A 23,152-nucleotide genomic window follows, 5' to 3' on the forward strand; every position below is an offset into this window, starting at 1 on the left:
CCCGCCGTGCGACCGTACGCCAATTCACCCCCGAGGAAATAGACGACAACAAGGAGAACACATGGGACAGCTCGACGGCAAAGTCGCCTTCATCACCGGAGCCGCACGTGGGCAGGGACGAAGTCACGCGATCCGACTGGCGCGAGAAGGCGCCGACATCATCGCCGTGGACATCTGTGACCAACTGGAGTCTGTCCGATACCCCATGGGGACCGCTGCGGAACTGGCACAAACTGTCAAGGAGGTCGAGAGTCTCGGCCGTCGTATCGTCGCCACCCGAGCCGACGTCCGCGACATCTCGGCACTACGCCAGGCGTTCGAGACCGGCGCCGCGGAATTGGGCGCGGTCGATATCGTGCTCGCCAACGCCGGAATCGGCGCGGGAGGTGCGACAGTCGGCGAGGACCAGGAGTGGGATGAGGTTCTCGCCGTCAATCTGAAGGGCGTGTGGAACACCGGCCGGGTGGCGATCCCGTCGATGATCCAGCGTGGCAAGGGTGGAGCGATCGTGCTGACCAGCTCGACCGGAGGCCTCATCGGCGTCGGGATCCCGACCGCGGGTTTCCTCGGCTACACCGCGGCCAAACACGGGGTCATCGGACTGATGCGCTCGTGGGCCAACTTCCTTGCCCCGCACAGTATCCGAGTCAACAGTGTCGCCCCCACCGCAGTACGCACACCGATGGCCGCCGACGGGAACCTCGGCGCCATCATGGCACGCAACCCCGACCTCGGACGGGCACTGTCCAATGCGATGCCGGTCGACCTGGTGGAACCCGAGGATGTCTCCGAGGCCGTGCTCTGGCTGGTCTCCGATGCCGCCCGCTACGTCACCGGCACCGTGATCCCCGTCGACGCGGGCCAGCTCAACAAACGATAGGCGTTCACCCCCTTCGTCCTCCAACACCCGCACCCTTCCCACGGTCGACCTTCATCGAAGCGCCGTTTTCGCCTGCGAGGACGCGAAGGAAGCGCCCACGCATTCATCGAGAAACGCGCGCCGGTATGGCACGGCCGCTGAAACAACAACGCGTACCACGTGTGAAGGAAACACCATGAAAATCATCCGGCCTTTGATCGCCGTTCTGGCGGTCGCTTCGCTGGTCTCGGGCTGCGGACGTGACGGCACCGGTCAGCGAGAGGACGAAGCGGGAAGTGACCCTGCCACTTCGGTATCGAAGGAGTTCGGTGATCTCGGAGCTGTCTGTGGTGACGGCTCACCGACCAAAGCCGCAGCCCAGGGCGTCACCGCGGAAACGGTCACCGTCGGTGTGTTCACCGACTTCGGCTTCTCCAAGAATTCCGAGTTCATCGACGCGGCACAGGTTTTCACTTCGTGGTGCAACGATCACGGCGGCATCGCCGGGCGCCGTATCGAGATCAGTATCCTCGACACCAAACTGACCGAGGTGCGCCAGCGTATGCGCGAGGCGTGCCGTGACGACTTCGTCCTGGTCGGCGGTGGCACCGGATTGGATGCACTGGGTGTCAAGGACCGGTTGAGTTGCCTGCTGCCGAGCTTTCCCGCCCAGGTTTCCCAACCCGGGAGCGTGGCGGCCGATCTCGAGATCAGCGCGTCGCCGTCGTCGCTGCCGCGCCACGATGTGTACACCGGCTTCCGGCAGTGGCTGGTCAAAGAAGGCTATCCGCAGTCGATCGACAAGGTCGGGATCATCGACGCGGACTCGCCGATCACCAAGACCCTCGGCGACAAGACCGAGGAGAGCCTGCGCGCACAGGGGGCGACGGTCGTCTACCACGATCTGTATCCGATCGCGGGTGTCGCGAGCTGGGCCCCCTACGCCCAGACCATCAAAGAGAAGCAGGTGCGCGGGTTGGTCTTCAACGGAGAACCCGCGCAGCTGCCCAAACTCGAGGAAGCCCTGACCGAGATCGGCTACAGCCCGGACTGGATCGACGCCACCAACAACAACTACACCCCCGCATTCCTGAAGGCTCTGGGGCGATCTCTCGAGTTTCAGAACAACGTCGTCGATCTCAGCGGTGTGGCCCCCTTCGAGAAGACGAGCACGGTCCCCGCGTTGCGTCAGGTCGAGGCCATGTTCGCCCGGTACGCGCCGGACGCGAAGGCGACGTTTCCGCAACTGCGCGCGATCTCGTCCTGGCTACTGTTCGTGGAGGCGGCGACGCGATGCGGCGACGATCTGACCCGCCGCTGCGTCTACGATGCCGCGAGTTCGATGAAGTCGTGGACCGGCGGCGGTCTGCACGCACCCGTGAACTTGACCGACCGCGAGGTACCCATTCGATGCTTCAACGTCGAACGAGCGACACCTGCGGGATGGGTGCCCGCCGACTTTCGCCCCGATGCCGGACTTTATCGCTGCGACGTCGAACGTTACCGTTTCACAGGGAATTACGGTGGGCCGATGACACTCGCCGACGTCGGCAAGTCCATGGCGGATCTCAACTGAATCACCTGTTCGTATGATGGAGCGCGGCACGGAACAACGACCCGATGATCCGGCCCAGGTGATCGGGCGTCTGGATTCGCGCGTGTGCCGCGCTACCGAAGACCCGTCGCAGTTCGTCGTCGGCTGTCGGCGCCCCCACGGTGACGCACACCGCGCCGATACCCGCTCGCCGTGCTTCGGCGAGCGCTCGGCGCGCGTCCGCGCTGCCGTAGGCGCGTTCGTAGCCGTGGTCGTAGGCCAATCCATCGGATACGACGACCAGTAGCTTCCTGGGGGTGCCGCCCTTGGCCCGCAGCACCGAGCCCGCGTGCCGGATCGCTGCGCCGAGCCTCGAATAGGCGCCGGGGACCAGGCCGCTCGCTCGGTGCATCGTCGTAGTGTCGAATGGCTCATCGAAGCGTTTGACCGGCAGGACTTGTACCATCGATCGGCCCTGGGAGCGAAACGCGTACAGCGCCACTCGATCACCGAGCTGGTATAGCGCGGTCACCAATGCGATAGCCGCTGTCCGCTGTTGCTCGTGAATCGTGTGCCCGTTCGACGCCGGCTGCGCGACGGAGCCGGAGATATCGAGTAACACGAGGACACAGAGGTCGCGGCGGCGTCTCAGACTGTCGAGGTAGAGGCGATCGTCCGCGGTCGCCCCGGCGGCCGCGTCGACGCGCGCCGCCACGACAGCGTCCAGATCCAGGTCATCGCCGTTGGCCTGACGGTGGTAGCGGCCGAGGCCGAGCGCCAGCCGGGACAGCACGTCTCGCAGCTGTCTACCCGACGAAGCGGCCATCGCGCCTGCTGCTCCGGTGGGCGGCTCGACCTCCTGCACGGTGCACCAAGCCGGACGGTAGCGCTGTCGATGCGTATCCCACTCCGGGTACGTCGTTCCCGTGGTCTGCGCGTCGCGGCGCTGATCACTGTCTTCGTCACTCGCCGACGAGACGACCGTGCCCGCGCCCACGACACCGCCGCGCATCCGGTGGGTGACCGAGTCCGCTCCCGGTGGACCGTTGCCGCCTGCGCCTCGTGCGGCACTCAGCATGCGCCGCAACAGTTTTCCCAACGCACCTCCGCCTCCGACAGGGCTGGAGAAGATGTCCGGCTGCTCGTCGCCGACGGATTCGTCGAGCGGATCGACACTTTCGCGGTCGGATATTCGGCGCGGTGAATGGGCGCCCGACGCGGCGGCGGCCCGCGCACGGTCGGCGGCTTCGAGTAGTGCCCGTGGCCGGATGACACCGAAACTTTCCGGAGCGAGGGCCACCGGCTCGCGTCCGCGCGCCAACGCCAGCGCCTCGCGCGGTGAGTCGACCGATAGCTCAGCGCGACCCACCGTTGCGGCGACAGAGGTCGGCACCACCGCGTTGGCCAGCAACGAGCGACGGCCTTCGATGGCGAGATACCTGGCCGCCACCCGCGGATGCCTGCCGAGCCCACCTACGATCCCGGGATCGAGACCACCGCCTGCGAGCAACGACGCCTGCACCGAGAGCGAGACGAGGGCGTGGCCGGAATCGATGTCGAGATGGATGGTGGCTCCGTCCGTCCAGGCCGGTTCCCCCGGTTCCAGTCTCGCCACCTTCAGCGGGCGACCCGCGATGGCCGACGCGAGCATCGCCAGTCCGGTCGTGTCCCCGCAGGACTCGCTGTCGGATCCCGTCGTCGCGTGCAATGGACGTCGGCTATGTAGCGGAACCGAATTCGATATGCAGTTCGGACAAACCGCGCATGATGAAGGTGGGCTCGTACCGGTAGCTGCGCTTCCCGGTCGTCCCGTGCACTGATTCGTCGATTCTGATATCCGCCATGCGGTCGAGTATGCGATTCATCGAGATGCGCCCCTCGGTGCGTGCGAGCGGTGCGCCAGGGCAGGAATGTGCGCCTCGGCCGAACGCCACGTGTTCTCGGGAGTTGCGCCGGTCGAGCTGGAATTCGTTCGGATTATCGAACTTTCGCGGATCACGGTTGCTCGCGCCCGGTAGCAGCATGACGGTCGCGCCCGCGGCCACGGGGCATTCCCCGATAGTCGTTGTCGTCCTCGCCAGTCGGAAGTGGCTCTTGACCGGGCTTTCCAATCTCAAGGTCTCCTCGAGGAACAGCGGGATCAGTTTCCGATCGCCGCGCAGCTCGGCCTGGAGTTCGGGGCGTTCCGCCAGGTTGCGGACGCCCGCGCTGAGAAGTTTGGTTGTGGTGTCCTGTCCGGCGGCGAACAAGAAGGTCGCGAGTTTGACCACTTCCTCGACCTTCGGCGTCGACCCGTCGGGATAGCGTGCCAGCGCCAGCTGGGTGAGCACATCGGAGCCCGGGCTCGCACGGCGTTCGGCGACATAGTCGGTGAATCGCTGCTCGAGCCATTCCAGGGGGTTGTGGGCCAGTGTGCCGTCGAGTTCGCCCACGATCTGTCCGCCGAGTGCGCGGCGGAAGTCCTCGTGATCGTCGACGGGGACGCCGAGCAGGTCCGCGATCACCAGGGTCGAGAACGGTTTCGCGTAGCCGGACATGAATTCCACCCGACCGTCCGCGAGGAACGTGTCGAGTTGCTGGTCGGCGAGCTTCCACATGAACTCTTCGTTCTCGCTCAGCCGCTTCGGGGTCAACAGGGTGCCGAGCAGTCCGCGAGTTCGCCAATGCTGTTCGGCATCCATCGTGACCACGTGTTCGGCCATCGGGATGGCGCCACGGTGCTCATCGAGGAGTTCGGTGATGTCGTCGCCCTCCGGTGTGAAGGGCAGCGGCGCGAACGGACCGACGACAGCGTTGGCCGAGGACATGGCCGCATCGCGGTAGACCGTGAGTGCCTCCTGATGGCCGGTGATCGCGATTACCCCCGCCGGGCCGCCGGGGAGAACCGGGCACTGATCGCGCAGGTAGTCGAAGTAGGGGTAGGGGTCGGGTATCAGACTCTGGTCGGTGAAGTAGTCGACGGAATCGAAGTCGGACACGGAGGCTCCTTGCAGATGAAACGAACGAATCAGGGGATTTCGACGGCGGGGCTCTCGCGGATGTCCAGGATCTCGCCGAGGTGGTCGGCGATGTCTTCGGCCGTCAGGGGCGATTTATGGATGCCTTGTGACGCCACGATCGCGATCCTGGCGACGCCTCCCAGTCCGGCGCGCAGTACTTCGCCGTTGAGCGCGCAGGTCTCGTGGGCGAGATAGGCGGCCGCCGGTGCGACCATGTCGGGAGGCATGGCCGCGTTGATCTGCGCCATGACTTCCGGGGTGAAACCGTGATCGGCGGCCACCTTGGACGACTGTGCTTCCGACATCCGAGTGAATGCCCGCGGCGCGACGGCGTTCACGCGAATGCCGGTGCCCGCGGCTTCGGTAGCCAAGCTGCGGGTGAGTCCCCAGACCGCGCCCTTGGCCGCGGCGTAGCTGGTCATCTCGTGAATATTCCCGAGCATCGCCTCCGAGACGGTGTTCACCACCCGCCCGTAGCCTGCGGCACGCAAGTGCGGCCACGCCGCCCTGGTGATGAATAGCGTTCCGAGGTAATGCACTTCGAGCATTGCCCGGAACTGCGGGACGGTCAACTGGTCGAAGCCGCCGGGATCGGAGATACCCGCGTTGTTGACCACGATGTCGACCCGGCCGAAGGTGTCGAGTGCGGCATCGATGACCGAGCCCGCCTCGTCTTCCTGCGCGACCGACGCGCACACCGCGACCGCCCGACCACCCGACTCGCGGATTTCCGCGGCTATGGTCTCGGCCGGCTCGCCGGAGCTGCCACTGCCATCCAGATCGACGCCGTAGTCGGCGACGACGACCTTGGCGCCGCGGGCGGCCAGCAATCGCGCGTGACTGGCGCCGACCCCGCGTCCGGCGCCCGTGACGATCGCGACGCGCTCGTCGAAGCGAAGTTCCGCGGTCATTCGTCCGCCTCCTCCGCCACATCGAACAGCACCGGAAGCGATGTCGGAGAACGGAACACCTGGCCGCGAATGTGCGGATCATCGGCATCGGGATCGAGCCGCAGATTCGGCAGCCTGTCCAGCAGCAGCTCGATCGCGACCCGCATTTCCAGCCGCGCCAGGTGCATGCCGAGACAGACGTGGGTTCCGTACCCCCACGCGACGCTGGAACGTGACGGGCGGAAGATGTCGAAGTCGTCGGGGTCCTCGAAACGGTCCTCCTGGCGGTTGGCCGCGCCGAGCATCGGCATCACCGACGCCCCCGCCGGAATGGCCACACCGCCCAACTCGGTGTCCTCGGTGGCGATGCGGGTGATCGTGAGCAGCGGCGGCTCCCAACGTACGGCCTCTTCGATGGCCTGCGGGATCAGCGACCGATCGGCCCGGATCGCTTCGAGCTGATCGGGGTGGCTGAACAGTCCGAACAACAGATTGCCCAGGGCACGATAGGTGGTCTCCACTCCCGCGGGCAGCAACAAGCGCAGGAAGGAGAAGATCTCCTCGTCGGTGAGCCGTTCCCCGTCGATCTCGGCCACGGCGAGTCCGCTGATCAGATCGTCGCGCGGTTCGGCGCGTCGGGCCGCCAGAATCGGGGTGAAGTACTGCTCGAGGGCCACAGAAGCGGCTTTGCCTCGCTCCGGGTTGATCGTGAAACTCAGCAGCGAGATCGACCAGCGCTGGAATCGCGGGTAGTCCTCGCGCGGCAGCCCGAGAAGACCCGCGATGATCTGCGTCGGGAACGGAAAGGTGAATTCCTTGACGAGATCGGCGCTGCCTCGGGCCGCGAACCGGTCGACGAGTTCGTCGCCGACAGCGCCGACGAGTGTGTCCTCCCATTTGGCGAGCGCCTTCTGCGCGAACGCTTTCGACACCAGCGCACGGTGCCGTCCGTGCTCGGGTTCGTCCATGCCGAGCATCACATGGCGGCCGAGCACGTCACCGAATGCCTGGATGATGATCGCCGACGAGAAGGTCCGGTTGTCCCGCAGCATCTGCTGGACATCCTCGAAGCGGTAGGCGATGAACAGCGGTTTGGTCTCGTCTCCCGGCATCGCGGACATCTCGATGCGCTGCACCGGCTCTTCGCGGCGCAGACGCGCGAGTTCGGTGTAAGGATCGCGCACATTCCCCGACACCACGTCATCGAAGGACCCGAAGTCCTCGAGATCGTCGAACAACTGCATGGGTACTCCTTCACATGGCCGAGTGGCGAAGGTTCGACCTCGGCTACTGGTATCGCGGCGGTACCGGACTCGCCTATTCGGCTGCCCCACACCGTCCGCCGTCCAGGGGCGGCTCGACATCCGGTCTGCCGTCCGGCTGTGCACTCATCCATTCCGACCAGATACCGACCGAATACGGGCCATCGACACCGTTCTGCTCGTAGAAGCCCTGCGGGTCGTACACCTTGGCCTCCGGATACGGCCATGGGCAAGCCACCGAGGTGGCCGCGCGGGTCCACTTGATGACCGCGAACCAACCGCCGTAGGCGAAGTAGGAGACATTCATGATCACGACCATCACGACCACCATGCCGAGGAACGGACGGCCGACGAATATCCGGGCACGCTGAGCGAGTTTCTCCGCTACGGTCCGTCCGGTGTCGTCACGGAATATCAACACACCGGCCGGAATCATGACGAACGTCACCGACAGCGATTCCCACAACAAAGGAAATTGATATGTTTCGCCCGCGAACAGCGATCCGAACGGAATCACCTGCGAATAGATGTACATGCCGGTACGCACGAGCGACACTTCCAGGATCATGTCGAAGACGAATCCGATGGGAAGGATCAACAACGCGAGGCTGATCAGCGGATGCCGCCAGACGAACGCGTCGGGTCCGCGGCGGGCTTGAAGTCTGCGAAGAATGGCGATCGCGGGAAAATACGGGCCGAGGTAGAACATCACGTAGCCGATGACGACGAACGGTTCGACCGTGGGTGAGAGCGAGACCAGCGGCCAGTCCTCCGGCCAGTGCCATAGTTGCGGGTTGTACACGGCGAAGGGCGCCCAGTTCATGATGGGGTCCTGCCAGACGATCATCGTCGTCATGAAGCCCATGATCAGTACCGGATCACGGGGATTGCGGCGGAACATGCGCACCCAAATCGCGATCACGACCAAGACCGCGATCAGCGTCCCGATGTGGATGACATCGATCCAGTGATCGAATCCGAACAATGGTTCGACGGGGCGAGGAGCGCCGGTGACCTCCGGATCGCGGATCCGGTCCGAGACCGCCCCGCGCCGAGCGTTCACGGCGACCACACCCACGAGGAGCACAGCGAGGGCGACCACACCCCACCTCGAGTACCCGAGCCGCGTCGACGCGACCGAATCATCCATCGCTGCCGCATCTTTCGTGGACATCATCGCTCCGGTCCGAAGCGATCGGAGGCAGCGATATCCCCGGGGACATCCCCGAGACGTTTCGGCGGCCGCACATCGGCGCAACAGAGATTCATTCGGCGACCGGGCTCGGCCGGTACCGCCGCTCTTCCATGAGGCATGAGAACTCCGATGATTCCTGCCCGCATCTCGCACTCGCCGAGCAGACCTAAGATTTGTTCAGACTCTAGTCGGGGCTGCCGTCGGCGTCAATCGTTCTCAGGCGGAGTCGTTTCGGAGAGGTAGACCTCGATCATCCCGACCAGGCCGCGCGAAACCGCCGGATCGTCGGTCAGCGGCCCCACGATGGCGGCGCGGGCGGCGATCCGCGGAGCCACGCCATCGACCATCAATCGCGCCGCCGCGATCAGCACCCTCGTCGAGGCGACCTCGCGCAAGCCGCCCGTCTCCAGTCTTCGAATCGCCTGCCCGAGCCGCACGAGTTCGGCCGCGCACGACTCCGGTACCCCCGCTTCCGCCACGATGATGGCCCCCTCGACGTCCGGCGCGGGGTATTCGAACTCGATCGCGACCATGCGCTGGCGCGTCGAGTCCTTCAGATCCTTCAATACGCTCTGGTAACCGGGGTTGTAGGAGACGACGAGGCCGAACCCCGGCGCCGCGTCGACCGTGATGCCGAGGCGTTCGATCGGCAGCGAACGCCTGTGATCGGCGAGCGGATGGAGCACGACCGTCGTGTCCTGGCGCGCCTCGACCACTTCGTCCAGGTAGCAGATCGCACCCTCGCGCACCGCCCGGGTCAGCGGTCCGTCGACCCATTCGGTCGCACCGCCACGCAGCAGGTACCTGCCGACCAGGTCGGCCGCGGTCAGGTCGTCATGGCAGGCCACGGTGATCAACGGGCGGTCGAGGTCATGCGCCATCGCCTCGACGAAACGAGTCTTGCCGCATCCCGTCGGCCCCTTGAGCGCGATCGACAATCCCTGCCGGTACGCGGCCTTGAAAACCGCTTCCTCCGTCGAGACGGACGCGTAGAACGGGCGACCTCGCCGTCCACGCTCGATCACCACGTTCATCCTCGCCCCCACCGTGTTGTCGTCCGACACATCGACCGCCTAGCGATAGACCAAATTTCTGCTCCAAAAGTAGGTTCGCCGCGACTTCCCGTCAATCACCCGGAGCGGGTCGCGACAACTCCTTTCGGGCGCCGGATTCGACTTCTCGGACGTGGTCGCCGACCACATCCCACCGCTTCGAGGACGTATCCATCTGTCATGCACACCATGGACCTGCATCGATGCCTCCGATCGCGTCGCGAGACCGCTCCCACTCCCACCGTGGACGCCGATCGCCGATCGGCCTTGTTCCACACCACAACGCTCCCGCTCCCGCCTCGGGCGCCGTGCACAGATATCTGTCCCAGCGAGGTATCGTGAAAATCGATGAGAGACGATGGGAGCACGATGCGCAGCGGTGAACAGGGACATTCCGTATCGAGTCGGCCATGACGACGTCACGTCCGACGGCTCTCTCCCGTCGTGCCCTGTCGAAAACAGCGAATGGTCGGTACCGAACCCGATCGACCACCCATGGAGAACGGCGGTGACCGCCAAGCGCACCGGCGCCACGGCGAGGGCCCGCGACGCCGAACCACACGAAGACGGAACACGACGAACCGAGATCCTCATCGCCGCGGAGTCGGTGCTCGCCACATCGGGCCTGCGCACCTCGCTGCAGGAGATAGCCGATGCCTGCGGCATCCTGCCCGGTAGTCTCTACCATCACTTCGAATCCAAGGAGGCCATCCTCGTCGAGTTGATGCGGCGCTATCACGCCGACCTCGACCGAGTGGCCGACGCCGCCGTCGAAGGACTCGATCGGCCGGATGCACGCTCGGCCTCGGACAAGATCGTCGAATTCGGTTCGGCCATCGCCGAGTGCGCGGTACGAAATCGAGCCGCTCTGCAGATGTCGTTCTTCGAAGGCCCGAGCGCCAACCCGGAACTCACCGCGCTCACCCAACGGCGTCCCGACAAGCTCAACGACGCGATGCTCCAGACCCTGCGTGCGGGCAAGTGGAGCGGCTACATCCGATCCGACGTCGACCTCCCCGTACTGGCGGACCGCATCTGCCAATCGATGCTGCATGTCGGCCTCGATGTCATCAGGCACAACGCGACATCGGGTCGCGTCGCGTCGCTGTTGTGCCGGATCCTGTTGGAGGGCATAGCATCCGTCCCCGCTTCCGATGCCGACCTCGATGGATCCGCGGCCTTCGCCGCGGTGTCGGGGGTCATCGACTCATGGCCCGAAGTCGACGTGGACGCCAGCGACAAGGCGCGCCATGTCCGAGCGGCGGCGCGAACCGTCTTCGGGCGCCGCGGCTACGAGGCCACGACGGCTCGTGACATCGCCGCGGCGGCGGGCATGGCGACCGGTACCGTCTACCGGCTGATCGGGTCGAAAGACGAACTGCTCGTGTCGATCATGCGGGAGTTCGGCGAGAAGGTCGGCGCGGGCTGGGAAGTCGCGCTGCGCTCGGATTCCACAGTGATCGAGAAGCTGGATGCGCTGAGCTGGATCAACGTCATGGCACTGGAGAGGTTCCCGGACGAGTTCCGGATCCAACTCGCGTGGATGCGCCAATCCCCGCCCGACACACCCAATCCGGGCTGGTCGTTCACCGCGCGAGTACGGCAGATGAAGTCGATGCTCACCGCGGGCATCCGGTCCGGAGACATCACGGTCGACAGCCGCTCCACCGAGATGCTCGCGCGATGCTTCATCGGCGTGCAGTGGATCCCGGAAAACATTCTGCGACAGGTGGGGACCCGTCGCGCTCTGCAATTGGCACGCGATACCTCTCTGCGCGGGGTAGTGGCTCGCTGAACTGCCCGAGTACGGGACGTCGGACTTTCGCGTTCACGGTCCTCGACGCCGTCGTATGCCGCGCTCAGCCATCGAAATCCATTGCGCGGCGTGCGCGCGCGGAACGGACCACATGGGATCCGAATTCGCGTAGGTAACGATCGGGTCCGCCGAGGAAAGTACTCCACTGGAGGAGCCGCCCGAGATAGAGATGAGCAGGATGCTCCCAGGTGTAACCGATCCCACCGAAAATCTGGATGGCGGTATCACCCACGGTCGCCAGTCTGCCGGAAAACGCCTTGACCCGCGTGGCCGCCAGATGGCGTTGCTCGTCGGACCCGGCGTCGGCGGCCCATAATCCGTACATGGCGCCGCCGCGTGCCAGTTCCACGGTCTCCAACATGTCGACGCACAGATGTTGGACCGCTTGGAAGGCGCCGATCGGTTTGCCGAATTACCTGCGTACCTTGGCGTGGGCGACAGTGAGCTCGAGCAGTCGGTCGGCAGCGCCCACCGCTTCCGCCGCGCAGGCAATCTGCACATCATCGATCGCCGCGTCCAGCAACCGACTCGGCAACTCGCCGAGTAAGCGCGCCCGCGCATCGACGTAGGTGACGCTGGATCGGCAGCGCGCCCGGTCGGCGGACGGCGTAGGGCGGACCGAGACACCCGGTGCGGCGATATCGACGGCGAACAGCCCGACGTGACCGCCATTTCGGGCGGGCACCAGCAGAACGTTCGCGACCGAAGCGTCGGGCACCTCGGCGGTGCACCCGCTCAGCGTGAACGCCGCGCCGTGCCGGGTGGCGACGACATCGGGATCGTGAGCTCGGCACAAGCTGATGGTGGCCACGATGGAGCTGTCGGCAATTCCCGAAAGGATTTCCGACGCTTCCTCGGTGCGCCCGAGTCGCATGAGGACGCGCGGCGCCGCGACGGCCGACGACATCCACGGCCCGCAATCCAACGCCCGCCCCAATTCGGTGAGAACAACGCCCGCGTCGACCATGGTTCCGGCGACGCCACCGAATTCATCAGCAGCGTCGCGTCGCGACCGCCGTACTCGACCGGCCACGACACAGCCGCCCATGCGTCCGCGGCCATGGTTCGGCTCCATGTCCGCACGATCTCGAACGCGGTGGGATCACTGGAAGCGCGCCGTCCCGCCGAGACGATGTCCTCGGTCAGATTCCGGGCCAGCCATGTTCGCAGCTCGTCGCGGAACTCCCGCACCTGTGGGGGCAGTGAAAAATCCATGGGAACCACCCTCGATATCGGGGCCGAGCCTGCGGTCGTCACCATTCGCCGAACGACACACGGCCATACCTAATATTCGTTCCGTAGAGCACGCTAGTGATCGACACCGCGAGCGTCAACGGCCCGAGGGCAGTGTCGGACCCACCGGGTGCACGAGGCGGGCTGCGGAGTCGGCGCCGTGGGAACCCGACGGTAGAACACGCACTGCGGTCTGCCGAGTGCTACTTGACGACCGGAGGGCGGCCGTCGGGGAACACGGTGTAGGTGATGTGCAGGCGGGCGTTGGACACCTGTGAGATGCAGACGGTGTTGTCGTTGCCGTCGAGCTGGTCGATGTGGATCGCGCCTGCCATCAGGAACCCGAAGCCGCTCGGGGCGTCCGGCGCCCCGGGTGGCGTGAGCGGCCGGTTGCGTGGGTTGAGCTGCCAACTGAACGGTTCGGTCACGTCCCAGGTGCGCGGGTCGAGGCGTTTCGTTGTCGGTTTCGGATTGGTCGAGTACGAGATCAGGCCGGGCGGTGGGCTGTTGATCCAGTCCACCGTCGGGAGTTCGATCTCGACGCAGCCGTTCGGCTTGTGCTCCGGTCGGCCGCTGCCACCGCTCCAACATGGCGTGACCTGACCGGTCACCAGCGGGCACGACGCGCCCGGCGATTCATCGTAGGTCAGTGTGGCCGTGTCGATCCTGAGGCTGGTGATCTGCCGTAGCGGGCCGTCGTCGAAACTCAGAGCCACTTGGAGGTTGACGGCGCCGCAGCGCGAGCCGTCGGGCAGCTCGGTATTCGCGAACCCGACCTGGCCGCGCAAGGGCCCGGGGAATGGCCCGTATCTGCCGCAGCCTCCCCAGAAGTCACTGAATATGTTGCTCTGCGCGGCGAAGCGGGACATGCGCACGCCCAATGTGAGAGTGTGCTGTCCCGGTGACGTGGAGTCCGGGGCGGCGGGGGTCGGCGCCTGCCCCGTCGTTGGCAGTGTGATCGGGACCGAGAAGGGTGCGAGATTCGGGACCGGCCGGGGTCGATCGGCCGGCGCGCCGGGCTTTGCCTCGAGCGGCGCCATGCCCGCGTCGGCATTGCCCGCGGCCGGGCATGGCTCGCGTTCGGCGGTGTTGTCGGCAAGGTTCGTCTCGGGCGTTCCGTCGTACGCCTTCGCGGTCGCGAGTGTCGCACGGACCTTGACCCCGGGCAGGCAGGGGGCCTTCAGGCTGTAGACGATGTCATCGACCTCGTCGTAGTACCGGTCGTTCTTGTTGTAGTCCGGACTCCCGGGCACGTTGAGGTTGTCGACCGGCAGCGTCACCGTCGCGCCTGCCTGCGGTGGGATCGTCTCGAGCTGCACCGAGGTGTTCTGGGACCACGAGGGGCCGACATTGGTCGCCCGGAGCAGGACCTTGCTGTTGTCGTTCGGGTCCAGCCCGACGATCTCTATCTTGACGTCCGGCGGGGGCGTGGCCGCCAGCGCCGGACTCGGCAGCGGGGCCAGCGCCAGCGCCAGCAGCGCGGGCACGGCGAATCGGGCTCGACGCGCCCGTCGTCCGAACATTTCGCTACCCCTTGTCGCCGTTGGGTGTGCCGCCGTCGTCACTGCCCGCGAAGTCGACGACGGGCTCGCGGACCCCGGCTCTGTCGACGCGGGCGACCGTCCTGCGAGTCGACCGGATCATGGCTTCGTCCGCGGTGTTTCGGCCGCCGCAGCGCGAACGGCTGCCGCGGGATCGCCTTCTCGGGCGGTTTCGCGGGGGTCGGCGACGACCAGACGCTGGTCGCCGAGTTCGGTGTGGGATTCGATGGTGTAGAAGCGGATTTCGTGCCCGTCGGGATCGTGGAGCTCGGGCAGGATCCAGCCGATCGTGGCGAAATGCACTCCGGCGTGGGATTCGCCGAGATCCGCCAAGTGCGCCGCGAGCGCTTCCAATGCCGTCCGGTCCGGCACGCCGATGGAGAAGTAGTCGAATCCGGCTGCCGCGATTGCCTTTTCGGGGTCGAGTCGCAGGGCGATCATCGGACCACCGTCGGGGTGGTGCATAGCCACGCCCATCAGAATGCCCTTCTCGTGGAATTCGATGCCGACGTCATAGCCGAGCCGGGTGCGGTACCAATCGATGGAACGCCGCAGATCCGAGACGGGAAGTTTGAGGTGATGCACCCCAGCGAGCGCGGGAATCATCGCTGCTATCCTTTGCAGAGGTAATGTATTGGTGCAGTGTCACTGTAGTGATGCAGTAAGGATGCAGTAGATGAGTGAGGGTGTCAAGGGTCCGGCGAGCAAGAAGACCTCGCCGTTGTGGGACGCGCGCAAAGCCGAGACCGAACAGAAGATCATCGAGGCGGCCACCCGGCTTTTCATCGCCGACGGCTACGCCACGACCTCCCTCGCGGCGGTGGCCGACGCCGCCAAGGTGGGAACACGCACGGTCTACCTGCGCTTCGGCTCCAAAGCGGAGCTGCTCAAACGCGCCATCGACGTGGCGATCGTCGGCGACGCCGAACCCATCGATCTCGCCCACCGCGACTGGTACCTGCGCGCCGCGACCGCTCCCACACTGCACGAACGCATCGCCGCCTACGCACCGGGCAACCGAGCCCTGATGGAACGCGTCGCCCCCCTCATCGCGGTCGCCGTCCAAGCCGAAGCAGGCGAACCGATGATCGCGCAAGCCGCCCAGGCCGGACGAACCGCCACCATGGAAAACATCGCCGGAATCTGGCGGCAGCTGCACACCGACGGCCTACTACACCCCGACGCCGACCTGGACTGGATCATCGCCACCCTCGGCACACTCGGACAAGCCGAAACCTACATCCTGCTCACCCGCACCCTCGACTGGGACCCCGCCACCTACCAGCGGTGGCTACACGACACCTGGCTACACTTCGCGACCACCCCGTCACACCCAACCGACCCGCGGCCGTAACCCGCCCACTCCAGTGATGACAGAGGCCCCGCACCTGATGCTCCAGGTGCGGGGCCCCAGTTCGAAAAGAGCTGTCAGAGGCTACTTTTCGATCACCGGACAGCACTCACTTCCACGTCTCCTTGGCCTCGCGACGCCGCCGGTGCAGAATCGGCTCGGTGTAGCCTCGTGACTCCGTTTTCTCGCGACCTGCGGGTCAACACAGACTGGAATCGTCAGTGACCGTTTTGTGGCCGTTTTGGGAGGGCAGCGCCAACCCACCCGCACATCACCGAGCATCAGCGAGATCAACAACCTGGCGAGTCTCCGCGGAGTTCGTCAGCATGCAACACCACTACAACCTGGCCTATCGGGAAGAGGAACGCGAAATGATCCCGCTGTGCCGTGACCAAGGCGTGGCTCTCGTGCCGTGGAGCGGTCTGGCGCGCGGCTTCCTGGCCGGAACGCGCGACCCGGGCCGGTCCGAAAGCCGACGATCACCACGGGCCAGAACCGACGACGTCGCCGACAAATATTACGGCCGTGACAGCGACCACCGTGTGCTGGCGACCCTCACCGCCGGTCGGGCTCCTTGTCGCCGCGACCAGTCGAGGTGGTGGCTGTTTCCTTTCCGAGCCCCGCGGTGTCCGAGACGCCCATCCCGCGGTCCGCGTCGCCGATCGCGGGAGCGCAGGGCACCCCGCCGCTCGTTGTCGGCACCTCGCGAGTGGCAACCCGCCCGCATGGCCGCCGTGCGGGCGGCGGAGATGGACATGGCCCCGCGTACCGGCCGCAAAGAGGGTCGGTGCGGCGCAGGCGAGGATGGCCGACCGCGGCGACTGCGCCGAGATCGAAAAAGTCGGCAGAAAAATAGTACGACATCGTCTTATTTTGCTATCCTGTTGCCAGGGTGTTGATGGAGTCGCTCGGATCCAGCTTCCTCGACGTCCCGGATGCGACAGTCCTGCCGCCGAGATCCGGCGAGTGCCGACTCTCGGGAGGACAGTCACCGTCTTGTCGGTCGTGCCTGTCGAGGTTCGCTCGTCGACTTCCCCGGCCGGAAGGACCGATGCCCGCTCGCCAACGTTGTCGTGCGGGGCAGCCTCGCCGCCGAAGCGGCCGCGGCGACATCGGGGAACCGATGTGGTCGTACCGAGCGGCGGCACCGCCTCTGCCGAGGTCGACGTAGCCCTCGGCACGCGGGGGTGGTGGTCTCCGGAGGTGGCCGTAGTGAGTCGAACCGCTGCGGCCCACCGACGGACCCGCCCTGTCCGCTACGGCCACCCGTCGCCCGTTGGGCGCAGCGCCGTTGTCGATCACCCTTCGGCTCGGAACCGATTCACGCCTCACGACTGCCGAACTTGCAGCCCGTCGGCGAGAGCGTCACAACGGGCTGCCGATACGGCACGAGCCCCCTTTCAGCCCAGGCTGATTCGAGAGGAAACCATCGATGTTCTCCACTGCGCATCACGGCACGTCGTCGCACGAACCCGCCCTGAAGCTGGTGCCGTTGTGACCGCGTTCACGGCCTTGGCCGTCGGACAAGGTGTGATCATGCTGACCCTCGCCGCCTGGTGGATCAGCGGAAAGCACCGCGGTTCGCTCGCAGGTCGTTGCGACCGCTTCGTACACCACGCGAAACTGATGCTAGCGGCACGCGATGCCCATGAGGCTCGGGTAGCGCAGTCGCCCCGGAGTGGGGGTGACACGACACGCGCGGTCCGACAGCGTCAAACGCGCACCGGGCGGGCCGATCTGGATAGTCGTACCGACAGTCGAGGCCCACTTGTCCCGCGTAGCAGAGGGTAGTCGTCGACGGGTGATCTCACGCATGGTCGGGAAGACTGTGTCGTCTCCACGTCACGGCGACACCGACGATCGCCGAATTCCGATATCAGAGGCCTGGGCGCCTCTGGCGAGGTGAAACGATGAGCGATCCCCACGTCGCCGACAAAGAATTGCACGTGCGAATCTGGCTGGAGGGCACGCCATTCGACTACGTGACCACCGCAGTCGTCCTACACAACCTCCTGCTGGACTGGAAGCGCAAGCGCTGGTGCGCGATAGAGGTCGTCTCGACGGACCGCCCGGTGCGCGGGAAGCTCCCGCGGCTACCGTGTGAGCGCTTGTTCTCCGGACCGTGATCGTCGACCCGACCGACCCGCGCGAGCGTGGACGGCTGGATGCTTCCTCGCTGGTCGGTGTGAGGGCGCGCCACGGGTCCCGAGTTTCAGTCACGCGGGGTTCGCTTACTGCACTCTCGTCCGGCGCCGACGATGGTCCGGCGGTTGATCGGATCCCTCTACCCGAACCGCCAGCCGCCGCCGTCACTGTGACGGAAGAATCGCAGGGTTGGGGTGAGCTGGTCGCGCCATTGATGCGGCACTGCGCGGGTCGGTCGATCGGGTCACTCGAGTAACCGGCGCGAGGGTGGCGTTCGGGCGCGGGTCGACTGGTCGGCGAGGGTGGCTCTTGACGTAACCCTCATCGATCATTATCTTCGATACAAGACATTATGTCTTCTATCGAGGTCATTAATCTTCTCAGGCAACGGAGGCTTGGCGATGATCTTTCACGTTTCGATTCCCGCGGACGACACTGAGCGTGTCGCGAAGGTGATCGCGGAGATCTGGGGTGGGAAGGCGTTCCCGTTCCCGCCGTGGCCCGGTGCGTGGATCGCGATGGCCGGCGACGACCGCAGCACGACCTGTGAGGTGTATCCGCGGTCGCAGACCATGGCGCCCGGTGAGGGCCCCGACGGGGCGGTCGGGCCGCTGCTCGACGAATCGCCGTCGAAGTACGTGGCTTTCCACTTCGCCACCGCGACGAACAAGACGCAGGAGGAAGTCGTCGCGATCGGTGAGCGGGAAGGCTGGAGGGTCGTGCGGTCCCCGCGCGGTGAGCTCTTCGATGTCATCGAGTTCTGGGTCGAGGACCGGCTGCACGTCGAGGTGCTCACCGCGGAAATGCAGGCCGACTACCTGAAGAACGTGAACTACGAGATGTGGCACTGAACCACGGCCCGTACCAGCCGACGACAGGCAACACGGTTGCCGATCGTTTTCATCGCCAGCCCGAAAGGCAGCCCTTCGTGATCGACTCGACCGCCAGGTCACACCCACCCACCCTGTCCCTGTCGGAACGGGACCGACGTTGGCGTCTGCTGCGAGAGATGATGCAGCGCAACGATGTCGAGTGCCTGTTGGTGCCGCCGGCCCCGTTGCGGTATCCGGCCGACACCTATTTCACCAACGACCTGCCCGGATCGGCGGTGATCCTTCCTCTGGAGGGTGAGCCGGTGGCGATCCAGCGCGGCGCCTCGGTGGCCGGGTCGTGGATGCAGGCACAGGAGTGGGGCGAGGCGACCTGGATCGAGGACATGCGATTCGGCCCGCGCGCGCCGACGATGGTCGAGGTGCTGAAGGAACGGGGGCTTGCGCACGCTCGGATCGGTACGATCGGCGTACTCAGCGGGCCGAACCTGCTGCCCTACGGGTGGACACCGCAGCCGATGTGGTCCTACATCCACGAGCAGCTGCCCGAGGCCACCTTCGTCGACCTGCTCGACGAGTTCACCCACATCTGGGTGGTCAAGAGCGAAGAAGAACTCGTCCTGTTCCGCCACGCCTCCGACCTGGCCGAACGGGCTTGCGAAGTGATGCTCGAGGTCACCAGGGCGGGGGTCAGCGAAGTCGACATCTACTCGGCCGTGCTGCACGAGTTCCATCGCAACGGCGCCGGCATGGCCCACGACCTCTTCCTGCACTCCGGACCGGACAACCTCAGCTGGGACGCACCGCGGTGGCTGTATCGGACGCAACCGCCGCGCATCGTGCAGAACGGCGACATGGTCCTGGCGGAGATGATGCCCGCGGTCGGCGGTCTGGAAGCCCAGGCCCAGATGTGCGTCGCGGTCGGTGAGGTCGCCGAGCCCTTCCACCGTGCCGCCGAGGTCGCGCGCGAATCCTACGAACGCGGACTCGAGGCGCTGCGTCCCGGCGTGCGGTTCGGCGAGGTCGCCGACGCCATGGCAGAACCGCTCGAACGAGCCGGAGCATGGCACCTGACCCCGCTCATCCACAGCCTCACCCCGCTGACGATGGTCGGGCCGGTGACCGAAGGCACCGACAAGTCTCTCAAGGACTGGTTCGAAAAGGTCGACGAGTTGCCCGGCACCGACCTCGATGTCGTTCTCGAACCAGGAATGACCATGCAGCTCGAACCGGACGCGGTCTTCGGACGCCACCAGGTGAACATCGGCGGCAATGCCATCGTGACCGACAGCGGATGCGAGGAACTGAACTCGCTGCCGACGCGCCTGCGGTTCGCCAACAGTTAGCCCTTAGATCACCACCGGCCGAGACGTCAGTCGGCCGAAGTGAGCCGACCCTGCGCCCGGCGCGGTCCCGGACCTTGGACGGCTGTCCGGTGGGGACACCGGCATCGAAGGTCCGGACGGGCCCGTCACGCCCGGCTGCCGGCGCGCACCCGAAGGCCTCTACACACCCCGACAAGGAGTCTGCACCCGCCATGAGCGACCTCGAGTACAACGTCACCGACTACGTGGCCACCATCCAGCTCAATCGCCCCGAGAAACGAAACGCGTTCACTCTGCCGATGGTCGACGCGTGGGCCGACCGGTTGCTCGAAGCTCAGGCGGACCCGCAGGTGCGGGTCATCGTGATCACCGGTGCGGGACAGGGATTCTGCTCCGGCGTCGATCTGTCGTGGATCGAGGACCACGATCGCAGCTCACTCGAGTTCAAGCAGGATCTGACCGAGCACATCCATCGCGTGCCGCTGGCCCTGGAATCAGTGGACAAGCCGGTCATCGCAGCCATCAACGGCGACGCGGTCGGAGCCGGACTGGACATGGCCCTCATGTGCGACTTGCGCTTGGCCTCCACCAGCGCGCGGCTGGCGATGTCCTACATCAAAGTCGGCCTGGTGCCCGGCGATGGCGGATGCTGGTTGCTGCCGAGGCTCGTTGGCTTGCCACGTGCGCTCGAGCTGTTGTGGACCGGTGACATGATCACTGCGGAGCGCGCTCTCGAGCTGGGAATGCTCAACGCGGTCCACGACTCCGACGATCTGCTCGTGCAGACCTACGAACTCGCCGCCCGCCTGACATCCCGCCCGCCGGTCGCGTTGCGGATGATCAAACGGGCGACCTACCAGTCGCAGAAGCTCGACTTCCGCACCAGTTTGGATCTGATCTCCTCACATATGGGCGTCGTTCGCACGACCGCGGACTCGGTGGAGGCGTATCGGGCTTTCGCCGAGATGCGGACAGGGCAGTTCACGGGCCGATGACCGCTCTGCAGGGACTACGCATAGCCGACTTCTCCCGGATCCTCGCGGGTCCGTTGGCGACGATGCTGCTGGGTGACCTCGGTGCCGACGTCGTCAAGGTCGAACGGCCCGGCGGGGGCGACGACACCCGCTCCTGGGGACCGCCCTACGCCGAGGACGGCACTGCCACCTACTTCCTGAGCGTCAACCGCAACAAGCAGAGCCAGGTCTTGGACCTGAGCACCCAGATCGGTCGCCGGCGTGCCCAGGACCTGGCCGTCGAATGCGGCATCGTCGTGGAGAACTTCCGTCCCGGTGTAATGGACCGCCTCGGACTCGGATACGAAGTCCTCGCCGAACGCCGCCCCGACCTGATCTACTGCTCGATCAGCGCGTTCGGATCTGGCGACGGCGCTGCGCTGCCGGGCTACGACCTGATCGTTCAAGCGGTGGGCGGGTTGATGAGCATCACCGGAACCCCTGACGGCGAACCGCAGAAGGTCGGTGTCGCCTTGGTCGACGTCGTCACCGGACTGTTCGCGGCGCTGGGCATCGTTGCCGCGGTGCGACATCGCGAGCGCACGGGAGAGGGACAGCGCATCGAAGTCGACCTGTTGAGCTGCGTCTTGGCCGCGCTGACCAACCAGGCGGCGGGATACACCGCCGGCGGAGTGATCCCGCAGCGGATGGGTAACCAGCACCCCTCGATCGCGCCCTACGAGACATTGCCGACCGGTGACGGAGTCCTGGCTGTCGCGGTCGGCAACGACAAGCAGTTCACCGCGATGTGCGCCGTGCTCGACGCCCCAGAGCTGGTCGGGGATACACGTTTCGTGTCCAACACCAGCCGAGTCGGCCACCGTGACGCCCTGCGAACCGAACTGGTGAAGCGACTGTCAGGCGGCGACGCCGCGACATGGGCGCGCAGGCTCAACGACGCGGGAGTGCCGGCCGGACCGGTCAACGATCTGGCCGCTGCCTTCGAATACGCGCAGTCGCTGGGACTGGAGCCGATCGTGAACATCGGCGGCACCGCGCTACCCCGAAACCCGCTGCGCATGGCCGGCACGCCCGTGCGCTACGCGTCGGCGCCACCGCGGCTGGAGAAGTTGTAGTCCGTGGACGCCATGGCGCCCATCGCAGAACAGGAGACAATCGTGCAGAGACAAGAGTCGGCGGACAAGATCGCAGCGCGCGCCGTGACACCCGGCAAGGTCAGTCGGAGCCCGTTCGGGCCCGACGATCAGATCGGGATGCTCAATGTGATGACCGCCGAGACGAGGGCGGCGGCGTGGGCGGTTGTCGACCCCACCACGATGTACGACATCTCCGTCGACTACCACGTGGGGATGCCTTCATGGGCCGGCCTCGGTGACCCGACCTATCAGATCTGGATGTCACACACGCCACAGGGCAGCGTCAACGAGAACGTCCTGGGCGTCGGTGAAACACACAACCGCCACGTCACCTACTCCGGCGACTGCATCACCATGTACACCCACACCGGTACCCACCTCGACGCACTCAACCACTTCGGCCTGGACGGGATGGTGTGGAACGAGGTCCGAGCCGACCGCGATCTCGGCAGCAGGCACTGGCTCAAGAACGGCGCCGAACAATTACCGCCCGTGATCGCGCGTGGCGTCTTGCTCGATGTCGCCGCGGCCGCGGGCGTAGACGTGCTGCCCGACTCCCACCGGATCACCGCCGAGGAACTGACCTCGGTGATGCGGCGCCAAGGCACGCAAGTGCGGCTGGGAGACGTCGTGCTCATCCGCACCGGGCGCATGCGGCTCTGGCACGACGGGGCCCGCTATCTGCACAACGAAGCCGGGTTGGACCGCGAAGCAGCCGCGCTGCTCGCCGAAGCGGGCGCCATGATCATCGGCGCCGACAATGTCGCGCTCGAAGTGATGCCCAGCGTCGATCCGACCAACTGGCATCCCGTGCACACCTACCTGTTGGGCGAGTGCGGTATCCCGATCATGGAAAACGCCTACCTCGAGGAGATCGCGCAAGCGCGACTCTGGGAATTCGTGATGGTCGGCGCGGGCTTGCGGTTGCGCGGCGCCACCGCCTCACCCATGCGGCCCCTCGTCTTCCCCGTTCGCGCCGGAGCGAACCTGACCTGAAAACCCGCGCGGGT

Annotated in this window: 21 protein-coding genes; 11 read left to right on the top strand and 10 right to left on the bottom strand. The window is 65.9% G+C overall.

Annotated features, from left to right (window positions below; translation table 11 throughout):
- The first annotated feature begins 61 nt into the window (after nucleotides 1–61).
- A complete protein-coding gene (locus IT779_RS08470) occupies nucleotides 62–880 on the top strand; it encodes a mycofactocin-coupled SDR family oxidoreductase (protein WP_196148665.1) in 819 nt (272 codons plus the stop codon).
- 175 nt (nucleotides 881–1,055) lie between these two features.
- Nucleotides 1,056–2,435 carry an ABC transporter substrate-binding protein gene (locus tag IT779_RS08475; protein WP_196148666.1) on the top strand — a complete coding sequence of 460 codons (1,380 nt, stop codon included), beginning with the start codon at nucleotides 1,056–1,058 and terminating at the stop codon, nucleotides 2,433–2,435.
- A gap of 1 nt (nucleotide 2,436) precedes the next feature.
- Here IT779_RS08475 and IT779_RS08480 read toward each other — a convergent pair whose 3' ends face one another.
- From IT779_RS08480 to IT779_RS08505, 6 genes are all read right to left on the bottom strand, one after another.
- Nucleotides 2,437–4,044, bottom strand: a complete 1,608-nt coding sequence (locus IT779_RS08480; protein ID WP_196148667.1) for a nitric oxide reductase activation protein NorD — start codon at nucleotides 4,042–4,044, stop codon at nucleotides 2,437–2,439.
- A 67-nt stretch (nucleotides 4,045–4,111) separates the two neighbouring features.
- The gene (locus IT779_RS08485; RefSeq protein ID WP_196148668.1) at nucleotides 4,112–5,371 is read right to left on the bottom strand and encodes a cytochrome P450; all 1,260 of its coding nucleotides are present in this window, start codon (nucleotides 5,369–5,371) and stop codon (nucleotides 4,112–4,114) included.
- 29 nt (nucleotides 5,372–5,400) lie between these two features.
- Complete coding sequence (locus IT779_RS08490; protein WP_196148669.1) at nucleotides 5,401–6,303, bottom strand: SDR family NAD(P)-dependent oxidoreductase; 903 nt, start codon at nucleotides 6,301–6,303, stop codon at nucleotides 5,401–5,403.
- Nucleotides 6,300–7,526, bottom strand: a complete 1,227-nt coding sequence (locus IT779_RS08495) for a cytochrome P450 (RefSeq protein ID WP_196148670.1) — start codon at nucleotides 7,524–7,526, stop codon at nucleotides 6,300–6,302. Before IT779_RS08495 ends, IT779_RS08490 begins: the two co-directional genes overlap by 4 nt.
- Nucleotides 7,527–7,599: 73 nt before the next feature.
- Complete coding sequence (locus tag IT779_RS08500) at nucleotides 7,600–8,718, bottom strand: spirocyclase AveC family protein (protein WP_196148671.1); 1,119 nt, start codon at nucleotides 8,716–8,718, stop codon at nucleotides 7,600–7,602.
- Between the two features lie 227 nt (nucleotides 8,719–8,945).
- Nucleotides 8,946–9,773: a CbbQ/NirQ/NorQ/GpvN family protein gene (locus IT779_RS08505; RefSeq protein WP_196149144.1), complete on the bottom strand. Its 828-nt coding sequence runs from the start codon at nucleotides 9,771–9,773 to the stop codon at nucleotides 8,946–8,948.
- 526 nt (nucleotides 9,774–10,299) lie between these two features.
- On the opposite strand from IT779_RS08505, the gene IT779_RS08510 reads away from it, so the two are divergent.
- Complete coding sequence (locus IT779_RS08510) at nucleotides 10,300–11,586, top strand: TetR/AcrR family transcriptional regulator (protein WP_332838720.1); 1,287 nt, start codon at nucleotides 10,300–10,302, stop codon at nucleotides 11,584–11,586.
- A 64-nt stretch (nucleotides 11,587–11,650) separates the two neighbouring features.
- On the opposite strand, the gene IT779_RS08515 is transcribed toward IT779_RS08510, so the two are convergent.
- The 4 genes from IT779_RS08515 to IT779_RS08535 form a co-directional block, all read right to left on the bottom strand.
- Nucleotides 11,651–12,007 carry an acyl-CoA dehydrogenase family protein gene (locus tag IT779_RS08515; protein ID WP_196149145.1) on the bottom strand — a complete coding sequence of 119 codons (357 nt, stop codon included), beginning with the start codon at nucleotides 12,005–12,007 and terminating at the stop codon, nucleotides 11,651–11,653.
- Between the two features lie 12 nt (nucleotides 12,008–12,019).
- On the bottom strand, nucleotides 12,020–12,682 hold the full coding sequence (locus tag IT779_RS38725) for a hypothetical protein (protein WP_332838721.1): 663 nt from the start codon (nucleotides 12,680–12,682) through the stop codon (nucleotides 12,020–12,022).
- A 361-nt stretch (nucleotides 12,683–13,043) separates the two neighbouring features.
- A complete protein-coding gene (locus IT779_RS08530; protein ID WP_196148675.1) occupies nucleotides 13,044–14,363 on the bottom strand; it encodes a hypothetical protein in 1,320 nt (439 codons plus the stop codon).
- Nucleotides 14,364–14,480: 117 nt separating this feature from the next.
- On the bottom strand, nucleotides 14,481–14,987 hold the full coding sequence (locus IT779_RS08535) for a VOC family protein (protein ID WP_196148676.1): 507 nt from the start codon (nucleotides 14,985–14,987) through the stop codon (nucleotides 14,481–14,483).
- 70 nt (nucleotides 14,988–15,057) lie between these two features.
- Between IT779_RS08535 and IT779_RS08540 the strand changes: the two genes are divergently transcribed.
- The 8 genes from IT779_RS08540 to IT779_RS08575 all read left to right on the top strand — a co-directional run bounded on the left by IT779_RS08540 (nucleotide 15,058) and on the right by IT779_RS08575 (nucleotide 23,138).
- On the top strand, nucleotides 15,058–15,735 hold the full coding sequence (locus IT779_RS08540; protein ID WP_196148677.1) for a TetR/AcrR family transcriptional regulator: 678 nt from the start codon (nucleotides 15,058–15,060) through the stop codon (nucleotides 15,733–15,735).
- Nucleotides 15,736–15,953: 218 nt separating this feature from the next.
- Complete coding sequence (locus tag IT779_RS38455; protein ID WP_332838722.1) at nucleotides 15,954–16,631, top strand: aldo/keto reductase; 678 nt, start codon at nucleotides 15,954–15,956, stop codon at nucleotides 16,629–16,631.
- Between the two features lie 1,011 nt (nucleotides 16,632–17,642).
- On the top strand, nucleotides 17,643–17,858 hold the full coding sequence (locus IT779_RS08550) for a hypothetical protein (protein ID WP_196148679.1): 216 nt from the start codon (nucleotides 17,643–17,645) through the stop codon (nucleotides 17,856–17,858).
- A gap of 420 nt (nucleotides 17,859–18,278) precedes the next feature.
- Entirely contained in the window at nucleotides 18,279–18,728 is a 450-nt protein-coding gene (locus IT779_RS08555; protein ID WP_196148680.1) for a hypothetical protein, read from the top strand.
- A gap of 77 nt (nucleotides 18,729–18,805) precedes the next feature.
- A complete protein-coding gene (locus IT779_RS37570; RefSeq protein ID WP_196148681.1) occupies nucleotides 18,806–20,053 on the top strand; it encodes a M24 family metallopeptidase in 1,248 nt (415 codons plus the stop codon).
- Nucleotides 20,054–20,244: 191 nt separating this feature from the next.
- The gene (locus IT779_RS08565) at nucleotides 20,245–21,027 is read left to right on the top strand and encodes an enoyl-CoA hydratase/isomerase family protein (RefSeq protein WP_196148682.1); all 783 of its coding nucleotides are present in this window, start codon (nucleotides 20,245–20,247) and stop codon (nucleotides 21,025–21,027) included.
- A complete protein-coding gene (locus IT779_RS08570; RefSeq protein WP_196148683.1) occupies nucleotides 21,024–22,121 on the top strand; it encodes a CaiB/BaiF CoA transferase family protein in 1,098 nt (365 codons plus the stop codon). The genes IT779_RS08565 and IT779_RS08570 overlap by 4 nt, the downstream gene beginning before the upstream one ends.
- A 42-nt stretch (nucleotides 22,122–22,163) precedes the next feature.
- Nucleotides 22,164–23,138, top strand: a complete 975-nt coding sequence (locus IT779_RS08575; protein ID WP_332838723.1) for a cyclase family protein — start codon at nucleotides 22,164–22,166, stop codon at nucleotides 23,136–23,138.
- Nucleotides 23,139–23,152 lie beyond the last annotated feature (14 nt).

Origin of the sequence: Nocardia bovistercoris (assembly GCF_015674855.1) — a bacterium.
GTDB lineage: Bacteria > Actinomycetota > Actinomycetes > Mycobacteriales > Mycobacteriaceae > Nocardia > Nocardia bovistercoris.

What these genes read in the sequence shown, in the direction of transcription:
- IT779_RS08470 (WP_196148665.1), top strand. Translation starts at nt 62, where the DNA reads ATGGGACAGCTCGACGGCAAAGTCGCCTTCATCACCGGAGCCGCACGT.
- IT779_RS08475 (WP_196148666.1), top strand. Translation starts at nt 1,056, where the DNA reads ATGAAAATCATCCGGCCTTTGATCGCCGTTCTGGCGGTCGCTTCGCTG.
- IT779_RS08480 (WP_196148667.1), bottom strand. Translation starts at nt 4,044, where the DNA reads ATGCTCGCGTCGGCCATCGCGGGTCGCCCGCTGAAGGTGGCGAGACTG.
- IT779_RS08490 (WP_196148669.1), bottom strand. Translation starts at nt 6,303, where the DNA reads ATGACCGCGGAACTTCGCTTCGACGAGCGCGTCGCGATCGTCACGGGC.
- IT779_RS08495 (WP_196148670.1), bottom strand. Translation starts at nt 7,526, where the DNA reads ATGCAGTTGTTCGACGATCTCGAGGACTTCGGGTCCTTCGATGACGTG.
- IT779_RS08500 (WP_196148671.1), bottom strand. Translation starts at nt 8,718, where the DNA reads ATGTCCACGAAAGATGCGGCAGCGATGGATGATTCGGTCGCGTCGACG.
- IT779_RS08505 (WP_196149144.1), bottom strand. Translation starts at nt 9,773, where the DNA reads ATGAACGTGGTGATCGAGCGTGGACGGCGAGGTCGCCCGTTCTACGCG.
- IT779_RS38725 (WP_332838721.1), bottom strand. Translation starts at nt 12,682, where the DNA reads ATGGAGCCGAACCATGGCCGCGGACGCATGGGCGGCTGTGTCGTGGCC.
- IT779_RS08530 (WP_196148675.1), bottom strand. Translation starts at nt 14,363, where the DNA reads ATGTTCGGACGACGGGCGCGTCGAGCCCGATTCGCCGTGCCCGCGCTG.
- IT779_RS08535 (WP_196148676.1), bottom strand. Translation starts at nt 14,987, where the DNA reads ATGATTCCCGCGCTCGCTGGGGTGCATCACCTCAAACTTCCCGTCTCG.
- IT779_RS08540 (WP_196148677.1), top strand. Translation starts at nt 15,058, where the DNA reads ATGAGTGAGGGTGTCAAGGGTCCGGCGAGCAAGAAGACCTCGCCGTTG.
- IT779_RS08550 (WP_196148679.1), top strand. Translation starts at nt 17,643, where the DNA reads ATGAGCGATCCCCACGTCGCCGACAAAGAATTGCACGTGCGAATCTGG.
- IT779_RS08555 (WP_196148680.1), top strand. Translation starts at nt 18,279, where the DNA reads ATGATCTTTCACGTTTCGATTCCCGCGGACGACACTGAGCGTGTCGCG.
- IT779_RS08565 (WP_196148682.1), top strand. Translation starts at nt 20,245, where the DNA reads ATGAGCGACCTCGAGTACAACGTCACCGACTACGTGGCCACCATCCAG.
- IT779_RS08570 (WP_196148683.1), top strand. Translation starts at nt 21,024, where the DNA reads ATGACCGCTCTGCAGGGACTACGCATAGCCGACTTCTCCCGGATCCTC.